General features: G+C 65.9%; 16 protein-coding genes. 7 read left to right on the top strand and 9 right to left on the bottom strand.

Annotated elements, in window-relative coordinates; all coding sequences use genetic code 11:
- Positions 1–10 precede the first annotated feature (10 nt).
- The 4 genes from XaplCFBP3123_RS08175 to XaplCFBP3123_RS08160 form a co-directional block, all read right to left on the bottom strand.
- On the bottom strand, positions 11–2,080 hold the full coding sequence (locus XaplCFBP3123_RS08175; protein ID WP_104533587.1) for an EAL domain-containing protein: 2,070 nt from the start codon (positions 2,078–2,080) through the stop codon (positions 11–13).
- Between the two features lie 118 nt (positions 2,081–2,198).
- A complete protein-coding gene (locus tag XaplCFBP3123_RS08170) occupies positions 2,199–3,380 on the bottom strand; it encodes an NAD(P)/FAD-dependent oxidoreductase (protein WP_104533586.1) in 1,182 nt (393 codons plus the stop codon).
- Positions 3,377–3,925, bottom strand: coding sequence for a YaeQ family protein (locus tag XaplCFBP3123_RS08165; RefSeq protein WP_104533585.1), 549 nt, complete (start codon positions 3,923–3,925; stop codon positions 3,377–3,379). The genes XaplCFBP3123_RS08170 and XaplCFBP3123_RS08165 overlap by 4 nt, the downstream gene beginning before the upstream one ends.
- A 62-nt stretch (positions 3,926–3,987) precedes the next feature.
- Positions 3,988–4,467 carry a YaiI/YqxD family protein gene (locus tag XaplCFBP3123_RS08160; protein WP_104533584.1) on the bottom strand — a complete coding sequence of 160 codons (480 nt, stop codon included), beginning with the start codon at positions 4,465–4,467 and terminating at the stop codon, positions 3,988–3,990.
- 267 nt (positions 4,468–4,734) lie between these two features.
- Here XaplCFBP3123_RS08160 and XaplCFBP3123_RS08155 point away from each other — a divergent pair, with 267 nt between their 5' ends.
- Together XaplCFBP3123_RS08155 and XaplCFBP3123_RS08150 are read left to right on the top strand one after the other, a co-directional pair.
- The gene (locus XaplCFBP3123_RS08155; protein WP_006451993.1) at positions 4,735–4,944 is read left to right on the top strand and encodes a cold-shock protein; all 210 of its coding nucleotides are present in this window, start codon (positions 4,735–4,737) and stop codon (positions 4,942–4,944) included.
- Positions 4,945–5,120: 176 nt separating this feature from the next.
- Positions 5,121–5,819 carry a glutathione S-transferase gene (locus tag XaplCFBP3123_RS08150; protein ID WP_104533583.1) on the top strand — a complete coding sequence of 233 codons (699 nt, stop codon included), beginning with the start codon at positions 5,121–5,123 and terminating at the stop codon, positions 5,817–5,819.
- 106 nt (positions 5,820–5,925) lie between these two features.
- Here XaplCFBP3123_RS08150 and XaplCFBP3123_RS08145 read toward each other — a convergent pair whose 3' ends face one another.
- The gene (locus XaplCFBP3123_RS08145; protein WP_104533582.1) at positions 5,926–6,801 is read right to left on the bottom strand and encodes an alpha/beta hydrolase; all 876 of its coding nucleotides are present in this window, start codon (positions 6,799–6,801) and stop codon (positions 5,926–5,928) included.
- Positions 6,802–6,970: 169 nt separating this feature from the next.
- Here XaplCFBP3123_RS08145 and XaplCFBP3123_RS08140 point away from each other — a divergent pair, with 169 nt between their 5' ends.
- A complete protein-coding gene (locus XaplCFBP3123_RS08140; RefSeq protein WP_104533581.1) occupies positions 6,971–8,527 on the top strand; it encodes a protein adenylyltransferase SelO in 1,557 nt (518 codons plus the stop codon).
- Between the two features lie 94 nt (positions 8,528–8,621).
- The gene (locus tag XaplCFBP3123_RS08135) at positions 8,622–9,182 is read left to right on the top strand and encodes an adenine phosphoribosyltransferase (protein ID WP_104533580.1); all 561 of its coding nucleotides are present in this window, start codon (positions 8,622–8,624) and stop codon (positions 9,180–9,182) included.
- 146 nt (positions 9,183–9,328) lie between these two features.
- Here the strand turns inward: XaplCFBP3123_RS08135 and dbpA are convergent, their stop codons facing one another.
- Positions 9,329–10,705: an ATP-dependent RNA helicase DbpA gene (dbpA, locus tag XaplCFBP3123_RS08130; RefSeq protein ID WP_104533579.1), complete on the bottom strand. Its 1,377-nt coding sequence runs from the start codon at positions 10,703–10,705 to the stop codon at positions 9,329–9,331.
- Between the two features lie 101 nt (positions 10,706–10,806).
- On the opposite strand from dbpA, the gene XaplCFBP3123_RS08125 reads away from it, so the two are divergent.
- Positions 10,807–12,699 carry an ATP-binding cassette domain-containing protein gene (locus tag XaplCFBP3123_RS08125; RefSeq protein WP_104533578.1) on the top strand — a complete coding sequence of 631 codons (1,893 nt, stop codon included), beginning with the start codon at positions 10,807–10,809 and terminating at the stop codon, positions 12,697–12,699.
- Positions 12,700–12,907: 208 nt separating this feature from the next.
- Here the strand turns inward: XaplCFBP3123_RS08125 and XaplCFBP3123_RS08120 are convergent, their stop codons facing one another.
- Together XaplCFBP3123_RS08120 and XaplCFBP3123_RS08115 are read right to left on the bottom strand one after the other, a co-directional pair.
- A complete protein-coding gene (locus tag XaplCFBP3123_RS08120) occupies positions 12,908–13,333 on the bottom strand; it encodes a barstar family protein (RefSeq protein ID WP_104533577.1) in 426 nt (141 codons plus the stop codon).
- Entirely contained in the window at positions 13,330–13,779 is a 450-nt protein-coding gene (locus tag XaplCFBP3123_RS08115) for a ribonuclease domain-containing protein (protein ID WP_104533576.1), read from the bottom strand. Before XaplCFBP3123_RS08115 ends, XaplCFBP3123_RS08120 begins: the two co-directional genes overlap by 4 nt.
- Before the next feature lie 260 nt (positions 13,780–14,039).
- Between XaplCFBP3123_RS08115 and XaplCFBP3123_RS08110 the strand changes: the two genes are divergently transcribed.
- The gene (locus XaplCFBP3123_RS08110; protein ID WP_016904847.1) at positions 14,040–14,651 is read left to right on the top strand and encodes a superoxide dismutase; all 612 of its coding nucleotides are present in this window, start codon (positions 14,040–14,042) and stop codon (positions 14,649–14,651) included.
- A gap of 702 nt (positions 14,652–15,353) precedes the next feature.
- Here XaplCFBP3123_RS08110 and XaplCFBP3123_RS08105 read toward each other — a convergent pair.
- The gene (locus tag XaplCFBP3123_RS08105; RefSeq protein ID WP_016905058.1) at positions 15,354–16,187 is read right to left on the bottom strand and encodes an inositol monophosphatase family protein; all 834 of its coding nucleotides are present in this window, start codon (positions 16,185–16,187) and stop codon (positions 15,354–15,356) included.
- 116 nt (positions 16,188–16,303) lie between these two features.
- On the opposite strand from XaplCFBP3123_RS08105, the gene XaplCFBP3123_RS08100 reads away from it, so the two are divergent.
- Positions 16,304–17,071 (top strand): RNA methyltransferase, encoded by a 768-nt coding sequence (locus XaplCFBP3123_RS08100; RefSeq protein WP_104533575.1) that lies wholly within the window; start codon positions 16,304–16,306, stop codon positions 17,069–17,071.
- The last annotated feature ends 26 nt before the right edge of the window (positions 17,072–17,097 follow it).

Raw genomic sequence — 17,097 nt, 5'->3', positions numbered from 1 at the left:
ACTTCAGGATTCAGCCGAACTCGTAGTTCATCAATGGCCCGGTCGGTGCGACGAAATCGCCTTGCACATAGTCCACCCCGGCGCTGAAGAAGGTGCTCATCGACTGCGCGTCGGCCACGAACTCGGCCACGGTGAGGATGCCGGCCGGCTGCGCGCGCGAGGTGATCTCGCGGATCTTTTCCTGGCTTTCGCGCGCCGAAGCCACTTCGCCGGTGATGTCGCGGTCGAGCTTGAGGAAGGCCGGCTGGAAATGCGCGAGCAGCTGGAACGAGTCCAGGCCCGAGCCGAACTGTTCCAGCCCGACCTTGCAACCCATCGCCGACACCGCCGCCAGGAACTGCTGGGCATTGCGCAGATGCGTGAACACCTTCGATTCCGGCGTCTGCAGCCACAGCCGTTCGCCCGGCACGCCGTACACGGCCAGCTGCTCGCGGATGCTGTCGATCATCTGCGGATCGGAGAACGAGTTGGGCCCGATACGTACCAGCAGGTGCGTTTTGTGTCCTGCACGTTGCCGCTCGCCGAGCTGGCGGATCGCATGCGCCACCACCCAGCGGTCGATTTCGGTGATCAGATCGTGTTCTTCGGCAATCGCCATGAAGGCGTTCGGCGACATCATCTCGCCGTTGCGCTCCAGCCGCAGGAAGGCCTGATACAGCTCCAGCGGCTCGCCCTGCAGGTTGAGCACCGGCTGGTAATGCAGCAGGAAGCCGTCGCCGACCAGCGCCTCGCGCAGTTGCTGTACCCAGCGTTCGACGCGTTCCTCTTCGGCCCGATCGGCCGCTGCCGGATCGTAGATGCTGACCGCATTTCCGCCCAGCTCGGCCGTGGTGCGTACCGCCTCGGTGCCGCGGTTGAGCACCTGGCCGATGCTGGCGATCTTCTCGCCGATCTGCACCCCGCCGATGCTCACCGTCACCGTGGCCGAGCGCGCGCCGATACTGAAGACATGCTGCGCGAAGGCGTCGCGTACCAGCTCCGCCAGAGCATGCGTGCGCGCGTAATTGCCGTCCATCAACAATGCAAAGCTGTGCTCGCCGAAACGCGCAGCGACCACGCTGTCATCGCTCACGCTGGCCACATGCGCGGCCAGGGCGGCGATCAGCGCGTCGGCCGAATCCAGGCCGATCTCGGGCAGCAGGCGGGCGTAATGGTCGGGCTCGATCAACAGGAAGCCGGACTGGCCTTCGCTGCGGCCGGCGCGTGCCACCGCCTGTTCCAGCGCCACCATGAAGGTGGGGCGGTTGAGCAGGCCGGTGACCTGGTCGCGCTGGCGCAGGTCTTCGACCTCGCGCGCCAGCTCCGGATCGAATTCCTCGCGACGGCGGAACACCACCTGGATGCACGGCTCGCCTTCGTAGGTCGCGGTGGCGAACTCCATCGTCGCCGGGAAGGTGTCGCCTTCCAGCCGGCGCGCGTCGACCTTGTACTGCGCCGGCGGCGGCTCGCCCTTGGACATGGCCTTGAGCAGCTGCTTGAAATCGTCGACGTACTGCGCGGCGATCATGTCCAGCAGCGACACACCCTCGACATCGTCGAACGACTCGAAGCCGAACATGTCCAGATACGCGTCGTTGGCGCGGATGTGCATGCCTTCGTGCACGTAGGCGATCGGGTCGCGCGAGGAGGCGATCAGGGCGTCGCAACGCCGCTCGGTTTCGCGCATCTGTGCCTCGATGCGGCGCAGTCCACGGCGTGCCTGCAGGTCGGCCCATTCCGAGCGCACCAGTGCCAGCAGGTGTTCGGGGCGACGACGCAGTACGATGGCGCGAATGCCATGCGCAGCCGCCTCGACCAGCGCGTTTTCTTCGATCCGCTCGGCCAGCAGGATGATCGGAATATCCTTGCCGCTGCCAGCGATCTGCTGCTGCAGGACGCTCATCGGGATCTGAAACGCCTGCCCGTAAAGGGCCAGATCGATCTGCCCCGACAGCATGCTGGCGAGCTCTTCCGGGGTCTGCGGCCGCGATGGGCGCACCGCGATGCCGCCGTTGCGCAACGCGGTCACGATCGCCTCAGCGCCTTCGACACTGTCGTCGACGATCATCAAGCGGAGGGTGAGATCTTTGCCTTTTTGCATGCGCGTTTCCCTAGCGACGGGCTTTTAATACACGAAGGAGCTCGGCTGCGTCCATGTGCGTGGACAAGGTCGCATCCGGTGTGGACTCAGGCCACGTTTATGCATGTGGACGTTGGCATCAGGCTACGCTTCCGGCGGCATGACCGGACGCCCATGCCCACTGAAAGTTGTAGCCGCCCAACCATCCGGTCACATCCAGCACCTCGCCGACGAAGTACAGGCCGGCCACCAGACGCGACTCCATGCTCGCACTGGAGACCTGGTGGGTATCGACACCGCCCAACGTTACTTCAGCGGTGCGATAGCCTTCGGTTCCACTGGCGATCAGCGGGAAGGCGGTCAGCAGGTCCGCTGCGACCTGCAACTGCGGCGGGTCGAGCTGGCGTACCGGCTTGTCCGGCAACCACACCTCGCACAGGCGCTGGGCGAGCCGCCGCGGCAGCACGTCGGCCAGCACGTTACGCAGTTCGGTGGCGCCCCGCTGGCTTTTTTGTTCGCGCAGCCACGCCGCGGCGTCCTGGCCGGGCAGCAGGTCCAGGCGCAGGTCGTCGCCGGGTTGCCAATACGAGGAGATCTGCAGGATGGCCGGGCCGCTGACGCCGCGGTGGGTCACCAGCATGAAGTTACGGAAGCTGGCCCCGTTGCACTGCGCCTGGACCGGTAGCGCCAGCCCGGACAGATCCTGCAGCCGTTCCTGGTGCTTGCCGCTCAAGGTCAGCGGCACCAGCCCGGCACGCGTCGGCAACAGCGTATGGCCGAACTGCTGGGCCAGCGTATGGCCGAAGCCGCTGGCGCCCATGCTCGGAATCGACAGCCCGCCGGTCGCCACGATCAGCGACTGCGCCTGCACGCGTCCCTGGTCGGTCTCCACGGTGAAGCCATCGCTGCCGCGCCGCACCGATTGCACCTTGCAGTCGGTACGCACCTGCACGCCCGCCGCGGCGCACTCGTCCAGCAGCATGCGCACGATCTGCTTGGACGAGATGTCGCAGAACAGCTGGCCCAGCTCTTTCTCGTGATAAGCGATGCCGTGGCGCTCGACCATCTCCACGAAATCCAGCGGGCTGTAGCGGGCGAGGGCGGACTTGCAGAAGTGGCGGTTGGCCGAGAGGAAGTTGCCCGGCGTGGTGCCCATGTTGGTGAAGTTGCAGCGCCCGCCACCGGACATCAGGATCTTCTTGCCGACCTTGTTGGCATGGTCGATCACCAGCACCTGGCGCCCGCGCCGGCCGGCGGTGAAGGCGCTCATCAGCCCGGCCGCGCCGGCACCGACCACCAGCACGTCGCAACGCATGCTCATTCGGCCGGAGCTTGCCGCACCATCGGGGTCAGGGTGACGCTGCCGTGGTCTGCCAGCATCTGCACCTCGCCGTCCTGGATGATCACGTCGAAGCGCATGCCGCGCTGGATCAGCGCGCCCAGCGCTTCGGTGGCCTGCGAGTCCAGCTCGATCACGCGCAGGTTGCGCTGCCGGCCGAGCGCGTTGGCCTGCTTCTTCCACCAGGTTTCGGTGGCCTGGCCGCCGTAGCCGATCACCACCGCCTCGCGCGAACGATTGCAGGCCTTGCGCACCCGGCTTTCGTCCGGCTGGCCGAGGTCGATCCACAGGTCCGGGTCGCCGGTGTAATCGCGCCGCCACAGGTCGGGTTCGTCCTCGTTGCTGAGGCCGCGGCCGAATTCCAGGCGGTCGTCGGCGAACAGCGCAAACGCCAGCAGCCGCACCATCAGGCGCTCGTCGGTTTCGGAGGGGTGCTGGGCCAGGGTCAACGAATGGTTGGCGTAGTAGCCACGGTCCATGTCGCTGATCTGAAGTTCCGCCCTGCGGACGGTGGCGGTAAGGGCCATCAGGATGCCGGTTGCAAAGGGCGCTCATGATACGCCCCCGTTGCAGTCCCGGCGTGTTGTGGTCAGCGGCGCGCCCTCTCGGCCAGCCAGCGGTCCAGGTGGGCGGCAAATGCCTGACGGTCGCGCGGATGCAGGGCCGCAGGCCCGCCGGTGACCACGCCGGCACCGCGCAGTTCCTCCAGAAAGCCGCGCACCGACAGGCGCTGGTTGATGCTGTCGCTGGTAAACGGCTCGCCACGCGGGCTGACGGCGGCCGCTCCCGCCTCCAGTATGCGAGCAGCCAGCGGAATGTCCTGGGTCACGACCAGATCGCCTGCGGCCACCCGTGCGGCAATGGCGTCGTCGGCCGCGTCCGGTCCTCCAGGCACCTGTAGCGCGCGCACGTGGGCCAGGCCAGGGGTCTGCAGGAAATGATTGGCGACCAGCGTCACCGCCGTGCCGGTACGTGCGGCGGCGCGAAAAAGAATGTCGCGAATGACTGCGGGACAGGCATCTGCATCGACCCAGATGTGCGGACGGGACGGCAAGGGAGGCGTATTCATGTGTTGAAATCGATAGGGAAAGGGCCTGACAGGCCGTCGGATCGGGCCTGACAGTAAAAAATTTGACGCAAGGTGTCGCTTTTTGCTGGCAACACGAGTACTGTGCACGCACTGTGTTTGCAAGGGTCACCGTGAATCGTGGCCTGATGCAGCCGGATCGTTACAGATCTCGCTTCATCGTTCCGCTTTACCAACGCCTGCAACTCAGTCTCAGCTCCGGCTTTTCGGACGCTGCGATTTATCCATCTATAGTTCAGGAGTTTGTAAATGTCAGATCGTCAGAGCGGTACCGTGAAGTGGTTCAACGATGCCAAGGGCTTCGGCTTCATCACCCCGGAAAGCGGCCCGGACCTGTTCGTGCACTTCCGTGCCATCCAGGGCACCGGCTTCAAGTCGCTGCAGGAAGGCCAGAAAGTGACCTTCGTCGCCGTGCAGGGCCAGAAGGGCATGCAGGCTGACCAGGTGCAGGCGGTCTAATCCGTCTGCAACCGTAAGGTTGCCAAAAACGCCGGTCGCGCAAGCGACCGGCGTTTTTTATTGGGCGCGATTCGATCAGTGCATTCGACAGCGCCGGGCGGCCCCACCCGCTCGGGTGAGCGCAGCGACGACACGCCGATCGGTAACATGTGCGCTTTCCGCGTGCAGCCTCTTTCATGATCACTGTCCACCATCTCAACAACTCCCGTTCCCAGCGCGTGCTGTGGCTGCTGGAAGAACTGGCGCTGCCGTACCAGATCGTGCGGCATGAGCGCGATCCCAAGACCATGCTGGCGCCGGCGGCATTGCGTGCCATCCATCCGCTCGGCAAGTCGCCCGTGGTTGTCGACGGCGATCTGACCGTGGCAGAGTCCGGCGCGATCCTGGAGTTTCTGACCGAACGCTACGACACCGAATGCGCGCTGTCGCCGCCGCCGCGTCCGCTGGAGTCGCCGGAGCGCCTGAAGTTCCGTTACTGGATGCATTACGCCGAAGGTTCGGCAATGTCGCCGTTGCTGATGACCCTGATCTTCGGGCGGATTCGCAGTGCGCCGATGCCGTTCTTCGCCAAGCCGATCGCACGTGCAATCGTGGACAAGGCGATGTCGGGCTTTGTCGGTCCGCAGCTCAAACTGCATCTGGACTGGATGGAGCAGTCGCTGCATGCCAGCGAATGGTTTGCCGGTGAGCGTTTCACTGCGGCCGATATCCAGATGAGCTTCCCGGTACAGGCGGCCGCTGCACGTGGCGGCGGGCTGGAAAGCTACCCCCGTCTGCGTGCGTTTCTCGTGCGCATCGAAGCGCGTCCTGCGTACCAGGCCGCACTGAAGAAGGGCGGCCCGTTCGAGCTGATGGGGCGCAAGTCCGCAGAGTGACGTTGCGGTATGCGCCCAGAGAAGCTGCAGGTCACCGTGCTTTGACGGCGTCCTGCCAGGGTTTGGCGAATCCCCAATCCCGATTCCCCAATCCCATACCGCACAATCAGGGCGCCCGACATTGCCGCAGGAACTGCAGCGTGTCGCGCAGCACGGGCGAGCGCTCGGGCGATTTGCGCAGTGCCAGCACAATGCCGAGATGGCCCATGCCCGGGTAGACCTTCAACCCGGCCGTGCCGCCATTGCGTTGCAGGGCGTGCTGCAACGAGGTGCTGTTCTGCAGCTCGACCACGCGATCGGCATCGCCGTGCAGCAGCAGCATCGGCGGTTCGTCGCCGCCGACGTAGTGCACCGGCTGCGATTGCTGTTGCGCGGCCGGTGCCTCGCCGAAGATCTCGATTAGTTCCGGGTCGGTCAGCGGCAGGAAGTCGTAGGGCCCGGCCAATCCCACCACCCCGCACAGTTGCCGGGGTTTCAGGCCTTGCGCCTGAAGCCAGCGCGCATCGGTACCCAGCAGCGCGGCCATATGCGCGCCGGCGGAGTGGCCCATCACCGCCAGACGCGCCGGATCCCCACCGTAGTCGTGCGCATGCCGATAGCCCCAGGCGGTGGCGCCGGCAGCGTCGGACATGAACCCCGGCAGGCCGACCTGCGGATATTTGCGATAGTCGGCCACCATCGCCACCACGCCCTGGCGCGCGAGCGCGCGTCCGACCCAGCGATAGTTGGCGCGCGTCCCGCGCTTCCAGGTACCGCCATAGAAGAACACCACCACCGGTGCATCCACTGCGCCACGCGGCTGGTAGACGTCCAGGGCCAGACCATGCGCCGGATCGAACACCTGATCGCGATGCTCGACAATGCCGTGGCGGCTGGAGGCGGCGTTGATGCCGCCGAAGAACACGCTGCTGCAGGCGGTCAGTGTCAGCGAGCCGAGCAGCAGGAGAGCTGGGCGAAACCAGCGATAAGCGCGCGAGGGCATGGGCGATGTCGTTTGAAGGGCAGGGAGGAATAACGCTGTGCTTGTCGCCAGCGTGTGCAGGACGAGCCCGCTTGCCGGCGGCCAGCTGATCGAAGATACGGTGCGCGCGCAACGTCGGATGCGCGGTTGCCCATGCGAAGTTCACTGTCGGTGGCCTACGCTGGCACGCATGACGACCCTGCAGTTTGACAACCGCCTGCGCCAGCAGTTGCCCGGTGATTCGGAACAAGGTCAACGCCGCCGCGAAGTGCGCGCGGCATGGTCGGCCGTGGAACCGACGCCGGTCGCCGCGCCGCGCCTGCTGGCGCATTCGGCCGATGTCGCCCAGCGGCTTGGGCTGGATGCCGCGGAGATCGGCAGCGCGCGCTTTGCCGAGGTGTTCGCCGGCAATGCGGTGTACCCGGGCATGCAGCCGTGGGCGGTCAATTATGGCGGGCACCAGTTCGGACATTGGGCTGGTCAGCTGGGCGATGGCCGGGCGATTTCGCTGGGCGAGGCGATCGGGGTCGATGGCGGTCGCTACGAGCTGCAGCTCAAGGGTGCCGGCCCGACGCCTTATTCGCGCGGCGCCGATGGCCGGGCGGTGTTGCGCTCGTCCATTCGCGAATTCCTGTGCAGCGAAGCGATGCATCATCTGGGCGTGCCGACCACGCGCGCGCTGAGTCTGGTGACCACCGGGGATGCGGTGGTGCGCGACATGTTCTACGACGGCCGACCGCAGCGCGAGCCTGGCGCGATCGTGTGCCGGGTGGCGCCGTCGTTCATCCGCTTCGGCAACTTCGAGCTGCCCAGTGCGCGCGGCGATCTCGCGCTGCTGCGGCAGTGGGTGGACTTCACCATCGCGCGCGATTTCCCGGAGCTGGAAGGGGGTGGCGATGAGCTGTACGCGGCATGGTTCGCGCAGGTCTGCGAGCGCACCGCGGTGACGGTGGCGCACTGGATGCGGGTGGGCTTCGTGCATGGGGTGATGAACACCGACAACATGTCGATCCTTGGCCTGACCATCGATTACGGCCCCTACGGCTGGGTCGACGACTACGACCCAGACTGGACGCCGAACACCACCGATGCGCAGGGCCGTCGCTATCGCTTCGGCACCCAGCCACAGGTCGCGTATTGGAACCTGGGGCGCCTGGCGCAGGCACTGGCGCCGCTGTTTGCCGACCAGGCGCGGTTACAGCAGGGACTGGACCGCTTCCGCGATACGTATCTGGCCTGCGACCGCCACGACACTGCCGCAAAGTTGGGCCTGGCCGACTGCTGCGACGAGGATCTGCAGCTGATCGATGCGCTGCGGGCGCTGATGCACAACGCGGAAATGGACATGACGCTGACCTTCCGCGGCCTGATCGCGTTGAGGCCGGAGCATCCTGATCCTGGTCTGTTGTGTGAGGCGTTCTACGACGAAGGCAAGCGCCTGGCGCATGCCGCGCAGTTGCAGGAATGGCTGCAGCGCTACGCTGCGCGGCTGCAGCAGGACACGCTGTCGCCGCAGGCGCGGCGCGAACGCATGCGCCTGGCCAACCCGCGCTATGTGCTGCGCAACTATCTGGCGCAGCAGGCGATCGATCTGGCCGAGCAGGGCGATCCGTCCGGCGTGCAGGAGTTGCTGGAGGTCATGCGTCGGCCGTACGACGATCAGCCGGGCCGCGACGCGTTCGCCGCGCGGCGGCCGGACTGGGCGCGCGAGCGCGCCGGTTGTTCGATGCTGTCCTGCAGTTCCTGACGCGCTCAGCCCCAGGTATGTCGTAAACGCAGCGTCGTGAGCCCGCGCAGCCTAGAATAGGATGGTCCCCACCGGCCTTGACGCCACTGCCACCATGACTGACTGCACCCGCTGCGCCGGCACCAATTCTTCCGGACCCAACCATTGGTCCGAACGGATCCGCGACATCGCCGATTTTCCCAAGCCGGGCATCGTCTTCAAGGACATCACGCCGCTGCTGTCCGATGGCCCGGACTTCGCTTCGGCGCTGGACGAGATGGCGCAGCCCTGGCGCACCACGCCGCTGGATGCGGTGCTGGGCATCGAAGCGCGCGGGTTCATCCTGGGGGCGGCGCTGGCGCGCGAATTGCGCACCGGCTTCGTGCCGGTGCGCAAGCCCGGCAAGCTGCCCGGGCGTACGCTGATCCAGGAATACGCGCTGGAATACGGCACCGATCGCATCGAAATGCACGAAGATGCGTTGCCACGCGGTGCGCGTGTCTTGATCGTCGACGATGTGCTTGCCACCGGCGGTACGCTGCGCGCGGCCTTGAGTCTGGCCGCACAGCTGGAACTGGAAGTGGTCGGCGCAGCGGTGCTGGTCGAGCTGCTGGCGCTGCAAGGCCGTGAGAAGTGGGCCAATGACGTGCCGTTGCTGGCCACGTTGAGCTATTGATGCAGGCGTCTTGCCGATCGGGCGGCTGGCCGATCAGGCGTCGTGAAAACAGGGATGCGCAAGCGTGCGCATCCCTCTGGAGCGTACGGCAGGCGCTTTAGCCGCCGCTCGATCGGATGGTCGGCCGGGTCGCTGCCGCGCGTTGACTACAGCTTGCTGACCCGGAACCGGCGTCCCTTGATCTTGCCCGCATGCAGATGCGCCAGCGCCTTGGCGACCTGCGCACGGGCGATGGCGACATAGGAGCGGGTGGGGTAGATCGCGATCTTGCCGATCGCCGCGCCCGAGAGTCCGGCTTCGCCGGTCAATGCGCCGAGGATGTCGCCGGCACGCAGCTTGTCGGTCTTGCCGCCGTCGATGCGCAGCGTGGTCATGGCCGCCTGCGGCAGCTGCGCCGGGCGGGCGGTGGCCAGCGGGGCGCGCGACCACGTCAGCGGCTGGCCCTGTTCGGCTTCCAGCGCCTGCGCGCGGCCGGTCTCGCGTGAGGCCACCAGGCTGAGCGCCAATCCGCGTTTGCCGGCGCGTGCGGTGCGGCCGATGCGGTGGCGGTAGGTTTCGGTATCGGTGGGCAGCTCGTAATTGACCACGGCCGACAGGTCTTCCACGTCCAGTCCGCGTGCGGCCACATCGCTGGCCACCAACACGTTGCAGCTGCGATTGACGAAACGCACCAGCACTTCGTCGCGGTCGCGCTGTTCCATGTCGCCATGCAGGGCGAGCGCGGAAAAGCCGAACTCCTGCAGCGAGCCGGCCACCTCGTCCACTTCCTTGCGGGTATTGCAGAACACCACGCTGGATTCGGGATTGAAGCGCAGCAGCAGGCCGGCGACGGCTTTCTGCCGGTAGGTCGGGTCGACCTCGAAGAACTGCTGGTCGATTTCCGGCGCGTTGTCGGCGCCTTCGACGGTGATTTCGATCGGGTCCTTCAGGATCTCGCGTGCCAGCATGCGGATGATGTCCGGGAAGGTCGCCGAGAACAGCAGGCTCTGACGGTGCTTGTCGCAGCGGCTGGCGATCTCGCGGATCGGTTCTTCGAAGCCCATGTCGAGCATGCGGTCGGCCTCGTCCAGCACCAGCGTGCGCACGCCGCCCAGATGCAGGGCGCGCTTGCGGGCCAGTTCCTGGATACGGCCGGGCGTGCCGACCACCACTTGCGGGTCGTGCGCTTCCAGCGAGGCCAGTTGCGGACCGAGTGGCATGCCGCCGGTGAGCACCACCAGCTTCATGTTGGGGATGCCGGTGGCCAGCTTGCGTAGCTGCTTGCCGACCTGATCGGCCAGCTCGCGGGTGGGGCACAGCACCAGCGCCTGCGCGCGGGTCAGGGCAGGATCGAGTTTTTGCAGCAGGCCCAGCCCGAAGGCGGCGGTCTTGCCGCTGCCGGTCGGCGCCTGGGCGATGACGTCCAGCCCCTGCAGGATCGGCGGCAGGCTCTGCGCCTGGATGGGAGTGAGGACGGTGTAGCCAAGGGCGTCGATGCCGGGGGCCAGGGCCGGCGACAGCGGCAGCGCGGAGAATTCGTTCATGGCGCATTTTAGCGGGAATCGGGAATCGGGAATGGGGAATCGCAACGGCGGCGTTCTTGCCATTCCCGATTCACCATTCCCGATTCCCGTACAATCTGCCGATGCCTCTTATCACTCTGCAAAGCGTCGACTACAGCGTCGGCGGCCCCTTGTTGCTGGAAAAAACCGACCTCACGATCGAGCCGGGCGAGCGTATCGCCCTGATCGGCCGCAACGGCGCCGGCAAATCGACCTTGATGAAACTAATTGCCGGCGAGCTCAAGCCCGACGACGGCGAAGTGCGCGTGCAACAGGGCGTGCGCATCGCGCGGCTGGAGCAGGAAGTGCCGCAGGGCACCGGCGGCAGCGTGTTCGATGTGGTGGCCGATGGCCTGGGCGAGCTGGGTCATTGGCTGGCCGAGTTCCATCAGCTCAGCCATGCCGAGGTGTTCGATGCCGATGCGTTCGGCAAGGTGCAGGCCAAGATCGATGCAGCCGAAGGCTGGGCGCTGGACCAGCGCGTCAGCGAGACGCTGACCAAGCTGGAACTGGACGGCGATGCGGAGTTTGCGCGGCTGTCCGGCGGCATGAAGCGGCGCGTGCTGCTGGCGCGCTCGCTGGTGTCCTCGCCGGATGTGCTGCTGCTGGACGAGCCGACCAACCATCTGGACATCGAAGCCATCGACTGGCTGGAGTCGTTCCTGAAGAACTGGAACGGCAGCGTGCTGTTCGTCACCCATGACCGGCGTTTTCTGCGTGCGCTGGCCACCCGCATCGTCGAGATCGATCGTGGCCAGGTCACCAGCTGGCCGGGCGACTGGGCCAATTACGAGCGTCGCCGCGAAGAGCGGCTCAATGCGCAGGCGCAGGAAAATGCGCGCTTCGACAAGATGCTGGCGCAGGAAGAGATCTGGATCCGCCAGGGCATCAAGGCGCGGCGCACCCGCGACGAAGGCCGCGTACGGCGTCTGGAATCGATGCGAAATGAGCGCGTGCAGCGCCGCGATCTGACCGGCAACGTGCGCATGGAGGTCTCGCAGGGCGAGTCCTCCGGCAAGAAGGTGATCGAGGCCAAGGAGGTCGGCTTTGCATTCGGCGCGCGCACGATGGTCAAGGATTTTTCGACCATCATCCAGCGCGGCGACCGCATCGGGCTGATCGGCCCCAACGGCAGCGGCAAGACCACCTTGCTGAAGTTGTTGCTGGGCGATCTGCAGGCGCAGCAGGGCGAGATCCGCATCGGCACCAATCTGCAGATCGCCTACTTCGATCAGTACCGTTCCACGCTGCGCGAGGACTGGAGCGCGATCGAGAACGTGGCCGAAGGCCGCGATTTCATCGAGATCAACGGCAAGCGCAAGCATGTGCATGCGTATCTGCAGGACTTTTTGTTCACGCCCGAGCGCGCACGTGCGCCGATCACCCGGCTGTCCGGTGGCGAGCGCAATCGCCTGCTGCTGGCACGCCTGTTCGCGCAGCCGTCCAACCTGCTGGTGATGGACGAACCGACCAACGATCTGGACGTTGAAACGCTGGAACTGCTGGAAGAGCTGCTCGGCGAATACACCGGCACCTTGTTGCTGGTCAGCCATGACCGCGATTTCCTCGACAACGTGGTGACCTCGACGTTGGTGATGGAGGGCGAGGGCTTGATCGGCGATTACATCGGCGGGTACAGCGATTCGCTGCGTCAGCGTCGCACCCCGACGCCCAACGCGATGGCGGTTGCCAAGGCATCGGCAACGGCGGCGGCGACCACACCGGTGGCGGCGGTGGTGCCGGCCGATGCCGCGCCCAAGCGCAAGCTCAGCTACAAGGACGCGCGTGAGCTGGAGCAGTTGCCGGCGTTGATCGAAACCCTGGAGCAGCAGGTCGCGGCGCTGACCGAGGCGATGAACGACCCGGCCTTCTACCAGCGCGACAGTGCGGCCATGGCCGCGCATACCGCCGCATTGGGCACTGCACAGGCGCAGCTGGATGCAGCGTTCGCGCGCTGGAGCGAACTGGATGGTTGATGATCGCGCCGGTCTTGTGAATTTATGGCGCGAACAGCGGGCGCCACACGTCACCTACGAGGTGGCACACGTTGAGGTGGCAGACGTTGGGGCAGGGCGTAGGGAAAACGCGCGATAGAGACGCGCCGGTAATCACCGATCACCCGCGCCCTGCGTCTGGTAATCGTGGTGCGTCCAGTGATCGCGGGATGGGTCTTGCGGGCCGCGCCTAGTCGCAGGCACTCGCAGGCGCCACGAATGCCGCAAACGTCTGCCCGCGCGCTGCCCAGGCAGTGGCGGCTTCGTCGAGGATATCCAGCAAGGTGTTGCGGTCGTTCGGCGCAGTGCGGGCGAGCGCATCGGCGCCGTCGATCAGCAACGCATAGCCCTGCGACGCTGGCAGCCACGCCAGGTCGCGCAAGGCATCGGAGAGCGCGTCCCAGTTGCGACCGAAGCTGGCCGGGAAGTCCAGTTGGGTGGCCAGGCGCATCAGCAACCTGTGCTTGTCGCTACAGCTAGCCAGGTCCACGCGCAGGATGTGCAGGCCGGCATCGCGGGCGAGCGCGGCCATGGTGTCCAGATCGTCGGTATCGGCTTGATAGACGCCCGATTGCTGCGGGTCGGACAGATCCAGTGTGAAGTCGCCTGCGCTCATGGCGTCTGCTCCGGGGCCGGGCCCTGGAACGATTTGAAACTCCGGTAATGATCGTCGCTGTAATACCACGCCTGCGGCGGGGTACCGCCAGTGACGATGCGGCGCGCGCCGCGATCGAGGCTGCCTGGCGTTTCCACGGTGTATTCGTGGTAGTAGCCGCGCGGACGCTCCGGCAAATGCTGCTCACGATTGCCGAAGACGTTGCCGTCCTGCGGATGCGGGAACGGTCCGCCGCGCTGGATCAGCACGATCGTGGCCATCGCTTCGGTCGGCAGAAACCCCGGCAACTCTTGCTGCTGCGGTGACTGTTCGACCGGTGCCGCCGCGGCGATCGGCGCGCTCAGCTGCGGCGCAAAGTGCGGCTTGGGTGTCTGCAGCACACGCATGCCCCACAACCCGGCGACGAGCAGCACGATGGCGGCGATCAGCAAAGCGGGCTTGCGCATGACGGAGTCCGGAAACGGGAGTGTGGGGACGGCAGAGCAAGTATGCCGCTGCGCGACTGTGTCGACTTTGAACGTGCCGGGCCGGCGGGACGGTTCACGCCCGAGTAACCGGGGCATGGTGCAAGGTATGCAGCGAATACAACGCGGCATGCGATGGGATGAAGTTTCCCTGCCAACACCCTTGGTAAGCGCCGCCGCCGTCCTTACCATCTACCCCGCAACGCCCGGTCTTCGCCGGGCGGCAAGTCCAGGAGACACGCATGGCCTACACCCTTCCGCAGTTGCCCTACGCCTACGACGCGCTGGAACCCAACATCGATGCGCAGACGATGGAAATCCATCACACCAAGCATCATCAGACCTATATCAACAACGTCAACGCGGCGCTGGAAGGGACTGAGTACGCCGACCTGCCGGTGGAAGAGCTGGTGTCCAAGCTGAAGAGCCTGCCGGAAAATCTGCAGGGCCCGGTGCGCAACAACGGTGGCGGCCACGCCAACCATTCGCTGTTCTGGACCGTGCTGTCGCCCAATGGCGGCGGTGAACCCAAGGGCGAGGTCGCCAAGGCGATCGACAAGGACATCGGTGGTTTCGAGAAGTTCAAGGAAGCCTTCACCAAGGCTGCCGTCAGCCGCTTCGGCTCGGGCTGGGCCTGGTTGAGCGTGACCCCGGACAAGAAGCTGGTGGTGGAAAGTACCGCCAACCAGGACAGCCCGCTGTTCGAAGGCAACACCCCGATCCTGGGTCTGGACGTGTGGGAACACGCGTACTACCTGAAGTATCAGAACCGTCGCCCGGAATACATCGGCGCGTTCTACAACGCGGTGAACTGGGAAGAAGTCGAGCGCCGCTACCACGCTGCGATCGCCTGAAGTCCTGCATCAGCGCTAGGTTCCGCGTAGCGCTGTGACAGCGGCACCCAACGAACAAGGCCGGGAGCGATCCCGGCCTTGTTCGTTTGCTGCCCGCTGTTGTAGGAGCGACCCTGGTCGCGAGAGGCTTTGCTGGGAAAGCCCCTCGCGCTCGGGCGCGCTCCTACGTTGCAGGGAAAGCCCCTCGCGCTCGGGCGCGCTCCTACGTTGTGCGGGCGCCGAGTGGCTTGGCATCGGACTGGAACGAACAAGGCCGGGAGCGATCCCGGCCTTTCCGTTTACTGCGAGCTGTTGTAGGAGCGACCCTGGTCGCGAGGGGCTTTGCAGGGAAAGCCCGTCGCGCTCGGGCGCGCTCCTACGTTGTGCGGATGCCGAGTGGCTTGGCATCGGACTGGAACGAACAAGGCCGGGAGCGATCCCGGCCTTTCCGTTTACTGCGAGCTGTTGTAGGAGCGACCCTGGTCGCGAGAGGCTTTGCAGGGAATGCCCGTCGCGCTCGGGTGCGCTCCTACGTTGTGCGGGCGCCGAGTGGCTTGGCATCGGACTGGAACGAACAAGGCCGGGAGCGATCCCGGCCTTTCCGTTTACTGCGAGCTGTTGTAGGAGCGACCCTGGTCGCGAGAGGCTTTGTTGGGAAAGCCCCGTCGCGCTCGGGCGCGCTCCTACGGTGTACGGGCGTCCAGACTTGCGCTCGGGGAGCGATCAGAACTTGGCGTCGAATTCGCGGGCGTAGCCGGTGTTGACGATGACCTTCTGCAGCGCGTCGCTGATCTTGATGTTGCCGGCCACGATCTGCTGCGTTTCCGGGCCCATGTTGTCCATGCGCGGCGGGGTGGCGCCCTTGTAGTCGCAGACGCGGCCACCGGCTTCGCGCACCAGCAGCACACCGGCCGCGATGTCCCAGGCTTTGACACCGGCCTCGAAATACGCATCGGCTCGGCCGCAGGCCACATAGGCCAGGTCCAGCGCGGCAGAACCGGTACGACGCACATCCTCGGCCTGCACCAGCAACGCATCGACGCACTTCAGTTGCGCACTGATGCGTGCGCGCTCGCGCGGCGGGAAGCCGGTGTGGACCATCGCACCTTCCAGGTCCTTGCGTTCGGCGATGCGGATGCGGCGGTCGTTGAGCACCGCGCCGGCGCCGCGGCTGGCGGTGAACAGCTCGTTGCGCAGGGGGTCGAAGATCACCGCGTCGGTGGGCTCGCCGTTCTCCACCAGCGCGATCGACACGCAGTAATGCGGGAAGCCGCGCAGATAGTTGCTGGTGCCGTCCAGCGGATCGATGACCCAGGTATAGCGGCCACTCTTGCCACCTTGCACGCCGCCTTCTTCGCCGAACACGGCGTACTCGGGGTAGCCGCGCTTGAGTTCCTTGATGATGACCTTCTCGGCATCGGCATCGACTTCGCTGGCGTAGTCCATGCGGCCTTTCTGCACCACATTGAGCGCATCGAGCTTGTTGATACCGCGCAACAGCACATTGCCGGCGAGGCGGGCGGCTTTGACCATGACGGTGACGGCGGGTTTCTGCATGGTTAAAGCTCCCGTGAAGGCAGAATCGAAAATGGCGAAGGTAAAAGAGCGTTCCGGCACCAAAGCCGGCGGCGCAGTTTACCATCTACGACCGAATCGCTCCCCAATCTCCGTTCATGTCCGTCAGTCAGCGCATCCGTTTTGTTCTTGTCGGCACCCAGCATCCAGGCAACATCGGCGCCGCCGCGCGCGCGATGAAGACGATGGGCGTGTCGCGCCTGGTGCTGGTGGCGCCGGAGCGTGCGCTCGACGAAGACGCCTATCGGCGTTCGGCCGGTGCCGAAGACGTGCTCGGCGAGGCGCCGATCTTCGCCACCCTGGCCGAGGCGGTGGCCGACTGCACCCTGGTGATCGGCTGCACCGCGCGTGCGCGCCGGGTCGCGTTGGAAGAGCTGCCGCCGGACGAGGGCGCGCGCCGTGCCTGGTCCAAGGCCGGTGAACCGGCCGAGGTGGCGATCGTGTTCGGCCGCGAGCGCACCGGCCTGACCAACGACGAGCTACAGCTCTGCCATGCGGCGCTGCATATCCCATCCGACCCGGCGTTCAGCTCGCTCAACCTGGCGGCGGCGGTGCAGGTGGTGGCGTACGAGGTGCGGCTGGCGCAGCTGGCGGCCGGCGAAGCGGAGGCTGCACCCGCCGCGGCGACCGGCGCGTTGCGCGACGGCCCGGCCAGCCATGCCCAACTCGAAGGCATGTTCGGCCAGTTGGGCCAGACCCTGGACGAGATCGATTTCCACAAGGGGCGCGCGCCGGAGTCGGCGATGCGCAAGCTGCGGCGTCTGCTGTTGCGCGCGGACATGAGCGAGCAGGAAGTGCGTTTGCTGCGCGGCATTCTGTCCGATGCGCAGCGCATGGCCATGCTGGCAAAGCGCAACGGAAACTGACGTCTGTCACATCTCGAAAGATTCGG

The organism is Xanthomonas arboricola pv. populi, from assembly GCF_002939945.1.
Classification (GTDB): domain Bacteria; phylum Pseudomonadota; class Gammaproteobacteria; order Xanthomonadales; family Xanthomonadaceae; genus Xanthomonas; species Xanthomonas arboricola_A.
Note: the sequence above shows the minus strand (reverse complement) of the source record. Positions and strands in the feature narration are given on the sequence as shown.